This is a genomic window from Pseudanabaena sp. lw0831 (assembly GCF_016584665.1).
In the GTDB taxonomy this organism is placed as follows: Bacteria; Cyanobacteriota; Cyanobacteriia; order Pseudanabaenales; family Pseudanabaenaceae; genus Pseudanabaena.
This window is the reverse complement of the sequence record NZ_BBJB01000069.1, coordinates 95,095-106,539: the sequence shown is the minus strand read 5'-3', so window position 1 is coordinate 106,539 and position 11,445 is coordinate 95,095. Positions and strand designations below refer to the sequence as shown.

Sequence of the window (11,445 nt, the reverse complement as noted above, 5' to 3'; positions counted from 1 at the left end):
ATAGAGAGAAACAGCAACAACTCACCGAATTGCTTGAACAGGAAATGCAGGGCAAAATCGATTTGCGATATCTTGATGAAAGTGGCTTTTCTTTGACTCCACCGATTCCCTATGCTTGGCAAGAGAAAGGACTGGGTTTAAGCCTACCCAGTCAACGTAGTAAGCGGTTAAATGTCGTGGGGTTGATGAATCGAAACAATGACTTATCTGCTTATGTTTTTGAACGTAGTATCACCAGTGCAGTCATTCTCGCTTGTATTGATGACTTTGCTCGCCAATCTACCAAGCCTACTGTGATTGTTATGGATAAAGCCTCTATTCACACCAGTCAAATGATTAATGAAAAACTGGAGGAGTGGAAAAGTCAGCAAGTCGAGATTTTTCTGTTGCCTCCTTATAGTCCCCAGTTAAACTTGATTGAAATTTTATGGCGGTTTATGAAATATGAGTGGATTGAACTAAATGCATATGAATCTTGGGAAAGTTTAGTCTCATATGTTGAAAAAGTTCTTCGAGAGTTTGGTTCAAAATATGTAATTAATTTTGCTTAACTACTTAGCTTTGTCGTTTCAGGGGAAAGTGGAGCAATTAATCTCACAGTAATTAGATCACAATTAAGTAATCCTTAGAATCTTCCCATTACTATGAATATGTGTAAATAATTCTGCATATCTACTTACATGGCTCCAATTCGCATCTTTGCCAGTATTTTCATTGCGATCGCGATAAGCCTTCAACCATTCCAAATACTTCCAAGGCGTAGTCCACTGCACAAACTGTCCATTGTTAAACTGAATCCGAATCGTCACGCGATCGCGCCCCAAATTCTTAACCAATTTCTCAGCCTCGCGGCAATGCTGCAACACATCACGCTGCGGCACACTATGCCCCGCCCATACAAAACCAACACTGAGCGTAATCCCAAGGTTTCCTTGTTCCCAACTATCACGCAAATCCAGTAACCATTCAATTACTTCACGACTATCTAATTTAGGAGTCTGTTTGTCCCCATACATCACACCAAGAAAATCATCTCCTCCTGCATAAACTACACGCCCTTTTTCATCAAAATCTATCTGGAATTGCTTACCCCAAGTCCTCAAAGACTGGCTAAACTGAGTAACGCTAGCCTTATCTGTAAGCCTCTTGAGATGATCGCCAACCTTATCGCCATCACCCATAAACCAACCAGTCCAATAGGTCGCACCAGATTTGTCATCTTTGCGAAGCACTTCCCGAAAGGTTGGCGCATACAGATCGCGATGGATTTTTTTAGCGATCGCCTCATAAGTAACCAATCTTTTGATTAATTCAGGAATACTCAATCGCTCATTTTCATTGATGTAAGCGCGATCATTCTCGTTACCAGAAGGATCGAGAACTTCGGCAAGCCTCTTGTAAAATCTTTTGATTTCTGCATCATTCGTTCCCAAATTATCCATATTTGGATGAGCGATCGCGTCATGCCCTGACAAACTAGAACTTTCACCGTTCCAATTCGGCACAGTCCAAGCCCGCCGCAACTTCCGAGTTTCCAAATCGCGCATTGCTAAAGGAATACTGTCCCCACTCCCCCAAAACACCTCCCAAGCGTGAATTTGCCATCTTGTCCAAGAGTTAAACCAACCCTCATCATCAATTTGCAAATTATCTCTCAACCAACCACGACAAGCCGTCACAATTTCTTTCCAGCCTTCTATTAACGCTTTATGAGCATCGTTATGCGAGAAATCTCCCAATATTAAAATTCGATTGGGCATACCCTGCACAATATCGACATTAGCCATCTCAGAGACATCATCGATCGCGATCGCAGGTGAAATCACTTCACAGTTTTTACTATTAGCCGCACAAACGATCTTCCAACTTAAGTACGAGAGAATTTGCGATGCGCCATAGAGATCTCGCAACTTACGAGACTTCTCGATAAAACTTTGCACAGGCGCAAAAGTAATCACCGTGTATTTCGCATCTTTAGTTTCTTGGGTTTGCGGCTTCTCACTGATTTGTAATGCTGTCGTCACGATCGCCTTACCTCCCACACACATTAATAAAAGCAATTTATCAGTATTTCACTAGAAAAACAAATTAATCCAAATATTTTTCTTATTTATTTACACAAATCAAATACTACTCATAGACGTAGTTATATGTATATTTATAATCTTTAATAAATATCGTCATTTACTTGACATAACACCATGCCTAAGACTAGCGACTTGCATTCCTACAGCGATCGCCAAGCCTTCGATCGCCTGCTCCTTCTAATTGCTACCTTTATTCATCACCCTGGAATTGGCAGCCCAGATCGCATCGGCAATAACTCCCAATCCGCCCACGAATCCCTAGAAGCCGTCAAAGAAAAAGTTTATGAAATAGCACAACAATACAATATTCCATTAACTAAATATTCCATCCCCACCCTCCGCAAAGACCTAGTTACACTCCGTAAATATGGCATTTTGGAGCGACGTATTTATCGTTGGGGCTACTTCTTAGGAACAGGGGTGATGTCCTTTAAAGACCTACAAGTAGCGCTCAATGCCCTAGCCTCAATGGCAAAATATCAGCGATCGCCCCAAGCGATCCGTATTTACCAAGACCTCGAAAAGAAACTGCGCGGCAAACAAATATTAGAATCTACAGACTATCTCTATCCCGTGCGATCGCAAATAGATCGAGCAATCATCTACACAGATCTTGACGAAATGCTGGATATCAAAAAAAATCGCCACAATCTTTATAATTGTTTAGATCAAGTTGAAGCCGCGATCGCGATCGGGCAAGCAATCACTATCTATCGATATACCGACCCCTATAGCCATAAAATCGGATATTTACAAGTCTTCCCATTGCAATTGATTTATCACGATATCGCTTGGTATTTGCTCTATGAATATGTCGATAATGGTCATTTAGAAATCGAAAGGATTGACAGATTCACTGACCAGATCCAAGTCGTTAATCAACCCAGAGGAACTGATCTCCAAAAATCAAGTTTAACTGTGGCAATGAATCTGTTCAAAAAAGGTTGGGGTTTGTTTCTAGGTGAACCATCTGACCAAGTTAGAGAGCTTGCAGGAACTCTAGAATATATTCAAATCAAGGTACGTTTTTTTGCACCCGTAATTGCTTTTATCGAAGAGGGAGAGAAAAGACATATTTCCCAATCGATTGATCGGCGTGGAAAGCCTGAGTATATCGATTACATCGTTACGCTACCAGAGCGATCGCTAAATGAGTTTTGTCGTTGGGTAAATCAGTTTGTTCATAATGCTCAGGTACTAGAGCCACAGAATTTGCGCGATCGCTTTCGCTCTGCAGCACTGAAGTTAGCAGCTTTATATGAAGTTTCAGAATAATTGTACTGTGGAGCTTATCAGTTATTTATTTACCCAACCTGCACTCATGGCGACTGCAAAAAATAGCATGAATAACAAATCTGCAAGTACCCATTTATATGCACCAATAGAATCAATATATTTCCGTTGTTTAAAATTTTGCCAGCCAGATATTTCAGCCCCTATAAGTAAAATAGGTAGTAACACAAAACAAAATCCCAAGACAGCGATCGCCCAGAAAGCTACTTTTCCTCCTGATGCGTAAAGTAAAACAATCGGAGCTTCCAAAGCATACATTCCTGTAAAAATAAGAGCAGGAATACCTAGGAGATTGATAAATAGGGCAAGAATTTTTAGTGCAGAAATTTTCATTTTGTTGACAAAGTTCTTAGCAGTTAGTGTGATGTTAGTTACAATTTAAGGCTGTCATCAGGCTCGTTAGGATAGGCAATCTCAAAGATGAGATGTGGCATATTGCATCACATCTCATCTTTGGGATTTCGATTTATATTAATCCAATTGCAAAATCTTATAGCTAAAGTTTCTACGCGATCGCATTTTTTGACAAGTACATCTACCCCAATATTTTCATTAAAAAGGTGGCTTTGCTACCTTTTTAATGAAAATATTGCATCTCTTTTCGTGACCAAGCCATAGCGTAAGGGCAATTCATGAATTGCCCTTACGCTATGGCTTTGCTGTATAATTACCTCGCGGCTTCTTAGATACTCAACTACACTCAAACCCATGACCCTTCGCATTTACAACACACTTACCAGACACAAAGAAGACTTTATTCCCCTCGAAGCGGGGAATGTGAAAATGTATGTTTGTGGTGTGACTGTCTATGACTATTGCCACTTGGGTCATGCCAGAGCCTATGTAGTTTGGGATATGATTCGGCGCTATTTGGCGACAAAATATCAGGTCAAATTTGTTCAGAATATTACCGATATTGACGACAAGATTTTGAAACGGGCGCAGGAACGCAACACCACCATGCAGGCGATCGCAGAGCAATACATCGCCACCTATGACGAGGACATGGCAAAGTTAAATATTGCTAAAGCCGATGTCTATCCCCGCGCTACCGAATCGATTCCCGAAATAATTACCCTGATCCAACAGTTAATTGATCTCGAATATGCCTATCCTTCAGGTGGTGATGTCTATTATGCGGTGCAGAAATTCCCCAGCTATGGCAAGCTCTCAGGGCGCAAGCTAGAAGACATGCAGGCAGGAGCAAGTGGACGCGTTGATGAGCATGAACCCTATAAGCGATATCCCTTTGACTTCGCCCTATGGAAGTCTGTAAAGCCCAACGAACCCTTTTGGGAATCACCTTGGGGAAATGGCAGACCAGGGTGGCATATAGAATGCTCGGCAATGGTGCGATCGGAGCTTGGAGAGACGATTGATATTCATGCTGGCGGCTCGGATTTGCCATTTCCACACCATGAGAACGAAATCGCACAATCAGAAGCCGCCTATGCGAAGCCACTAGCAAAATACTGGATGCACAACGGTTTTGTGAATATTGACGGCGAGAAAATGTCCAAATCGCTGAATAACTTCACAACTATTCGCGATCTATTTGGCTATTTCGACCCGATGGCAATCCGTTTATTCATTTTGCAAGCGCAATATCGTCAACCGATAGACTTTACGGAAGAAGCAATTAATGCAGCAACCAAAGGTTGGGAGACAATTCGCGATGGAATGTTGTTTGCCTCAGACTTTGGTACAAAGTTAGGCTGGGGAAATGTCGAAATCCCATCTCGCAGTGTTGTTATAGATGAGATCGCCAGTTTTGAGGAAGCTATGGATGATGATTTTAATACTTCCGTTGCCATGTCCCATGTGTTTGAATTAGCCAAAAAATTACGCGCTGAGAGAAACTCTCTATCCCATGCGGGTAAAACTGTCGCTAGTTCCGAAGCTTTATATCAAGATTGGCAAGCACTAAGCTATATGAACAGCATTTTGGGCTTTATTGCGGATGTTAGCGATCGCCAAGTCAAGGAAGAGAGCATTAGTGATACAGAAATAGAATCGCTAATTCAACAAAGGATTGAGGCGAAGAAAGCGAAGAATTACCAAGAAGGCGATCGCATTCGGGATGAACTGAATACTTTGGGGATTACCCTAGTCGATCAGAAAGATGGAACAACACGATGGATCAGGACATAAGCAAAAAACCTTGCAAAATAAGGCTTTTTTGCTCGCTGTATAAACCAATGGATAAAACTGTATGGCTGTGGCGATCGCAGTTTACAAGGTAGGTGGCAAAGGTGAGACTATTATACTAGACGAAAAGCAATTCACCTTAGCTTTTGACTTCACCTAATCTATTCAGCCAAAATTCCATGAAAGTTGACGTATATAAGCTTCCTCAAAATAGTCCAGATGATCTCACAGCGCTAGAATCAGCGATCGCATCTGGCGAAATTAATCCGCAACAGATTGTGGCAATTTTGGGTAAGACAGAAGGAAATGGCTGCGTCAATGACTTCACACGCGGCTTTGCGGTACAAACCTTAAAGAATTATCTCGCAAATTTTGTTGGGAAAGAACAATCTGAGTCAATTGTCTATGTTATGTCTGGGGGCACTGAGGGAGTCTTAAGCCCTCATTTGACGATTTTTACTAGTCAGCCTTCTCAACCACATATCCCAACTCGTATGGCTTTGACATTGGGCGTGATTCATACCCGTGATTTTACTTCTGCGGAAATCGGCTCATTAACGATGGTCAAGGAAGTTGCCTTGGCTGTTAATCAGGCGATCGTATCCGCAGGAATAGCCAAAGCTGATGTACATTTTGTTCAGATTAAATGTCCACTTATTACTAGTCGCGATCGCCTGCTACACGATCCTCAATCTATGAACAAATCCGTAAGTAGCTATCAGTCAATGGGTTACTCACGGGGAGCCTCAGCACTTGGAGTTGCGGTAGCATTAGGTGAAGTTCGATTGGAAGATCTCGCATCAGATGATATCTGCCAAAACTATGCTTTGTATTCCACAGTAGCTTCCACTTCCGCAGGGGTAGAACTACGCAATTGCGAGATTTTAGTATTGGGGAATGCTCCGACATCAACCAGTAATTTTGTAATTGGTCATAGTGTGATGCAACATGCCCTAGATGCTCAAGCCATAACTAAAGCGATCTCCTCAACAGGTCAAACAAGCGATCGGATTGTAAATATATTTGCCAAAGCAGAAGCCGATCCATCTGGAGAGCTTTTGGGAAGAAGACATACGATGATGGATGATTCAGATATTAACCATACTAGAATGGCTAGGGCTGTGGTTGGTGCAGTAGTTGCCTCAATTATTCAAGATCCAATGGTCTATGTATCAGGTGGTAGCGAACATCAGGGACCTTCGGGTGGTGGGCCTGTTGCTGCGATCGCCCGTATTGAATGATATCAATTTTCAATATGGCAATGCGATGTTGAAAATTCACAAAACATACTGGGGCTTATATAAATCCTCAAAAGTGTGGATACACTTTTGAGGATTGGTAAGACGTAAAAAACAAAAGAAAGTTGCGGTACTTCGCACCGCAACTTTCTTTTGTTTTTTTGATTTTGTTCTAACATGACTGGTTATAACAGAACTAAAAGAAAGACCTTGGATAGTGGCATTCATAGTTCAAGCTTTCATTTCTATTAGCAATATGTCTAGCAGGAACACCACCAACAATTGTAAAGGGTTCTACATCTTTAGTAACAACTGCACCTGCAGCAACCGCACAACCCTTACCTAGGGTTACCCCAGGCAATACAATCGATCTTGTTCCAACAAATACATAATCTTCAATAGTTACTGCTCTACATCTTCCAGTAAATAGAGGAGATTGTAAATCATGATCAGCAGTTAGAATACATACTTCAGCAGATATAGATACATTATCACCTATCGTCAATCCCCCACGATTATCCAAACGGCATTTTTGATTGATAATGCTGTTTTTCCCTATTTTAAAATTTTTCCTAGAATCAAACCATGCTCCCATAAAAATATTGCTTCCTACCCCAATTTCTAGACCTAATAAATTAACGTAGAAACACTTTCTTAGTGCGTATAGTGGTATGTAAGATAAAATATAATTGTTAAAGTACAGAAGAAAGTTTCCTGTATGGCTTTTAAGATTAGAAGTATATGTTAGCAAAATATTTTTCATGTCTTACTGATCAAACTAATGATAGGTAGATAATATTTAGCCAAACCATTTTAACTTTGTGGCTAAATTGTTCATTCTATTCGGAATGAATTGTAAAGCATACATCAACAATGAAGTGACTTTCCAACCAAATAAATTGTATGCCTTTTCAAATTTTGAACTTCCCTCTGATCTAAATCTAAGTGTTTCCGAAAAGTTGTTAGATATCTCATAACAAGTATTAGATTGTTTAAACGATCCTATCATTAGATAGCTTTTAGCGACTAGAAAGTATTTGCAAGCAAGTAAATGACGATATTTACCAGTCAAAAAGTTTTTTTGTGCTAGGTAAAAGCTTGTTTTGTCTAAAACAAATTTGACTGAATTTGGGTGCTTTATTCCTTGTCCATGAGAAGCAGTAATTGGGCTATATATACGATAAAAATAGTTGCAACCCTCTAAATAGCCAAATTTAGCTCCAGAGAATGCTAACCTAAGTAAAAAATCATAATCTTCAGCAATTCTTAGCGATTCGTCAAATCCTAATATTTTTTCAATAACTTCACGTCTGTATAGACAAGAACCATGAAGAATCTTATTAGCACTAAGAATATAATAAACCATATCCTCATCGGGCTGATGTGTCTTATAATCTGAGTGCTGGATCGTATTATCAACATTGTGATACTGATAACACCAATCACCATAAACAATATCTTTACCTGAAACTTTTAAAAACTCTATTTGATCCTTGACTTTTACAGGAGAAATGTAATCATCAGCATCTATAAACTGAATATAGTTTCCTTTACTAATTTGAAAACCTCGATTACGAGCTGCACTTGGCCCCCCATTTGGATAACTTGCCCACCTAATTTTATTTCCATATTTTTCAATTATAGACAGACTGGCATCAGTAGAGCCATCATCAATAACAATTACTTCTATGGGGCTATAGGTTTGTGAAAGCGCAGAATCAATACATTCGCCAATCCATTTTTCTGCATTGTAGCAAGGAATAATAATAGAAACCAGTTCATTCATACTAATGTCACCTTCCAGTAGCCTCCACAAATTTATTCTTTAATGCTCCGAGATAAAATCGCGAGAACATGAAGAGAGGGTTTCTTAAGAGCAAAATTAGGAGAGAAATAAGTCCAGCAAATCCTAAATTCATGACTGCATTTCTAACTGCAACTTGAACAGATAATTGATATATATGCTGTTTAATATCTTTTCTCTCATTTGCTGGAAATTTCGCCATAGCGCTGGAAAGCATTTGAATGGCTTCCATTTCAAATTTGCTCCAAGATGAAACCGTCTTTGCTCCTTCATGAAGTTTAACAGTTGACAGACACATATTGACAGTTGTCAATCTACTTATACTTTCACTTACAAGAAGATTGATATATAAGCTATAATCTATTATATAGTGAAAGTTTTCACTCAGTCCACCAACTCGTTTGACAAAATTGAGATTTAAAAAAGTTGAAGGCTGAGACATCCCGACTTCACCCTGAAAACATAGCGCTAGATCTAATGCTGAAATTGATTGATGCGGTATCCATTCGATACATTTTTTATTAGTAATTATTCTGCCAGAACCAACTAGAATATCTGGGTTTCTTTCTCTCCAAATACATGCCACATTATATAAAGATGCTAGGTTCAATATATCATCAGAATTTATCCAATTAAAGATTATCCCAGTAGATTTGCTTATCCCTTTATTAATCGCATTGCTTTGCCCAGAATCTTTTTCACTAACCCAATAGAACAACCATTTTTCGTACTTCCTAATTATCTCAATAGAATTATCTGTACTACCCCCATCAATAACTATATACTCAAGATTTGGATAGCCCTGTAGTAGAACTGAACGAATCGTCTCCTCGATAAAGTTACCATAATTATAGTTTGGAGTAACAATACTAATTCTTGGCCAGTCAGAACCATCAGGCATTTTATCTAGAAATACTTCTGTCTGTTCTGTCCAAGGCCAGCCAGTCTTGCCTTCTGGTGGGGGAGGTAAATCTTGTAATGTCAGAGCGGTATTTACAAGTACCATATTGTTTGGTCAAAATTGTAAAATCTTTTTGTATTGTTAATATAGCGTTTTATTTGCCGCATTTATAATGAATGTAAGTCATTGGGCAAAAACTAGAATCGTTAATCCATTAGCATGAATGCGATACAATTAAAAATTGTTTAAACCTGTAAGTATCTCGGCACAATTAAATATAAAACCCAAAAATCTATACCGCCCGCGTAGTGGGCGGTATAGATTTTGAATCTGTTTTTTTAATTATGCCGAGGCACTTAAATTATTAGATATAAAATATTAGAATTAGGATCGCAAGCTCTGAATAACTTTACTTTTAAATTAGAATGTCAGTGCGATCGCACTGATGCCAGAGTTGGTCAGTTCCATACACCGCATGGAGTTGTACATACGCCGCGTTTTATGCCCGTGGGCACATTGGCGAATGTAAAAACCGTCACACCCGCACAACTTAAAGACTGCAAAGCTGAAATGGTCTTAGCCAATACCTATCACCTCCATCTCCAACCAGGTGAAGATATTGTTGCAGAAGCAGGGGGCTTACATAAATTTATGAATTGGGATGGTCCAATCCTGACAGATTCAGGTGGATTTCAGGTATTTAGTTTAAGTGAGATTCGTTCCATTAGTGAAGAGGGAGTGCAGTTCCGATCGCCCCGTGATGGCAACATGATTAATCTTACGCCAGAGAAATCTATTCAAATCCAAAATCAACTGGGTGCGGATGTGATCATGGCTTTTGATGAATGCGCTCCCTACCCTGCAACCTATGAGGCGATTAAACTAGCAGGACAGCGTACTACTAGATGGCTAGAGCGATGCATCAAAGCTCACGATCGCAAGAATGATCAAGCTTTATTTGGGATTGTCCAAGGCGGAGTTTATTTGGATTTACGTCAACAGTCAGCAAGAGAACTAATTGAGTTTGATTTACCAGGTTATGCGATCGGTGGCGTGAGTGTCGGCGAACCACCAGAATTAATCGAAAAAATTGTTAGAGCCACAACCCCACTTTTGCCAGCCGATAAACCTCGCTATCTTATGGGCGTTGGCACATATAAAGAAATGGCTCAAGCCGTCGCCGCAGGCATTGACCTATTTGATTGTGTTATTCCCACCCGATTTGCGCGGCATAGCGTCGCTCTTGTCAAAGGCGAACGCTGGAATCTTAAAAACCAAAAATTTAAGCGCGATTTTACGCCTATTGATAGCGATTGTGATTGCTATGCTTGTCAGAATTTCTCGCGGGCTTATGTTAGTCATCTAGTGCGATCGCAAGAAATTTTGGGCTATACGTTATTATCAATTCACAATATTACTGAATTGATCCGCTTTACGCAGCAAATGCGCCAAGCGATCATTGACAATCAATTTGTCGAAAGATTTGGGCATTATCTCACTGAGTCTTCATCTTTTACAGAGGAGCGACATTCATGATCCGCCTATGTCTCTATATTTTTCTATGGATTGGATCAATGGCGATCGCCATTTTTGCAACCCAAAATACTTTTTTAGTTAATTTGCGTTTTTTTGCCTTTGAGTCAATTAAATTACCACTAGGACTGGTTTTAATTTTCTGTGCTGGCTGCGGAGCTACCTGTATTAATATTTGGCAACCTTCAATAAGTTTTGAATTGCCAACAGTGCCGAAATTTTCTGTTTTCCCTGATAAAAACAATCCTTCCAAACGTCAAACAGTAACTAAACCTGCAACTGCAACAAAGGATATCTCTAGGACGTCTAGGACAACCAAGAAAGATAAAGATGACTTTGATGATGATTGGGATGAAGACTGGGGATAGATTGTATTTACGAATACATTTGTGGTTTGCTGATTTTGTTAGCTTCCAATATATGCATCTTAACAAATGTAAC

The 11,445-nt window shown here is 39.8% G+C and carries 11 protein-coding genes; 6 read left to right on the top strand and 5 right to left on the bottom strand.

Going from position 1 to position 11,445, the window contains the following annotated elements; all coding sequences use genetic code 11:
* Positions 1 to 551: IS630 family transposase (locus APA_RS14710; RefSeq protein ID WP_201320743.1), on the top strand; the 551-nt coding region annotated here is incomplete at its 5' end.
* A gap of 63 nt (positions 552 to 614) precedes the next feature.
* Here the strand turns inward: APA_RS14710 and APA_RS14705 are convergent.
* Positions 615 to 2,024: a type III-B CRISPR-associated protein Cas10/Cmr2 gene (locus APA_RS14705; RefSeq protein WP_236579594.1), complete on the bottom strand. Its 1,410-nt coding sequence runs from the start codon at positions 2,022 to 2,024 to the stop codon at positions 615 to 617.
* A gap of 177 nt (positions 2,025 to 2,201) precedes the next feature.
* Between APA_RS14705 and APA_RS14700 the strand changes: the two genes are divergently transcribed.
* Positions 2,202 to 3,362: a YafY family protein gene (locus tag APA_RS14700; RefSeq protein ID WP_201323013.1), complete on the top strand. Its 1,161-nt coding sequence runs from the start codon at positions 2,202 to 2,204 to the stop codon at positions 3,360 to 3,362.
* A gap of 21 nt (positions 3,363 to 3,383) precedes the next feature.
* Here the strand turns inward: APA_RS14700 and APA_RS14695 are convergent, their stop codons facing one another.
* A complete protein-coding gene (locus tag APA_RS14695) occupies positions 3,384 to 3,713 on the bottom strand; it encodes a hypothetical protein (protein WP_201323012.1) in 330 nt (109 codons plus the stop codon).
* Positions 3,714 to 4,088: 375 nt separating this feature from the next.
* On the opposite strand from APA_RS14695, the gene cysS reads away from it, so the two are divergent.
* Together cysS and APA_RS14685 are read left to right on the top strand one after the other, a co-directional pair.
* Positions 4,089 to 5,531, top strand: coding sequence for a cysteine--tRNA ligase (gene cysS / locus APA_RS14690; RefSeq protein WP_201323011.1), 1,443 nt, complete (start codon positions 4,089 to 4,091; stop codon positions 5,529 to 5,531).
* A gap of 176 nt (positions 5,532 to 5,707) precedes the next feature.
* On the top strand, positions 5,708 to 6,769 hold the full coding sequence (locus APA_RS14685; protein ID WP_201323010.1) for a ring-opening amidohydrolase: 1,062 nt from the start codon (positions 5,708 to 5,710) through the stop codon (positions 6,767 to 6,769).
* A gap of 193 nt (positions 6,770 to 6,962) precedes the next feature.
* On the opposite strand, the gene APA_RS14680 is transcribed toward APA_RS14685, so the two are convergent.
* From APA_RS14680 to APA_RS14670, 3 genes are read right to left on the bottom strand one after another with little or no spacing between them, the layout of a single operon-like run.
* Entirely contained in the window at positions 6,963 to 7,529 is a 567-nt protein-coding gene (locus tag APA_RS14680) for a DapH/DapD/GlmU-related protein (RefSeq protein WP_201323009.1), read from the bottom strand.
* 36 nt (positions 7,530 to 7,565) lie between these two features.
* Positions 7,566 to 8,552, bottom strand: a complete 987-nt coding sequence (locus APA_RS14675) for a glycosyltransferase (protein ID WP_201323008.1) — start codon at positions 8,550 to 8,552, stop codon at positions 7,566 to 7,568.
* Positions 8,553 to 8,559: 7 nt separating this feature from the next.
* A complete protein-coding gene (locus tag APA_RS14670) occupies positions 8,560 to 9,576 on the bottom strand; it encodes a glycosyltransferase family 2 protein (RefSeq protein ID WP_236579593.1) in 1,017 nt (338 codons plus the stop codon).
* Positions 9,577 to 9,870: 294 nt separating this feature from the next.
* On the opposite strand from APA_RS14670, the gene tgt reads away from it, so the two are divergent.
* Positions 9,871 to 11,007 (top strand): tRNA guanosine(34) transglycosylase Tgt, encoded by a 1,137-nt coding sequence (tgt, locus tag APA_RS14665; protein WP_201323020.1) that lies wholly within the window; start codon positions 9,871 to 9,873, stop codon positions 11,005 to 11,007.
* Positions 11,004 to 11,372, top strand: a complete 369-nt coding sequence (locus APA_RS14660; protein ID WP_201323007.1) for a LapA family protein — start codon at positions 11,004 to 11,006, stop codon at positions 11,370 to 11,372. Before tgt ends, APA_RS14660 begins: the two co-directional genes overlap by 4 nt.
* Positions 11,373 to 11,445 lie beyond the last annotated feature (73 nt).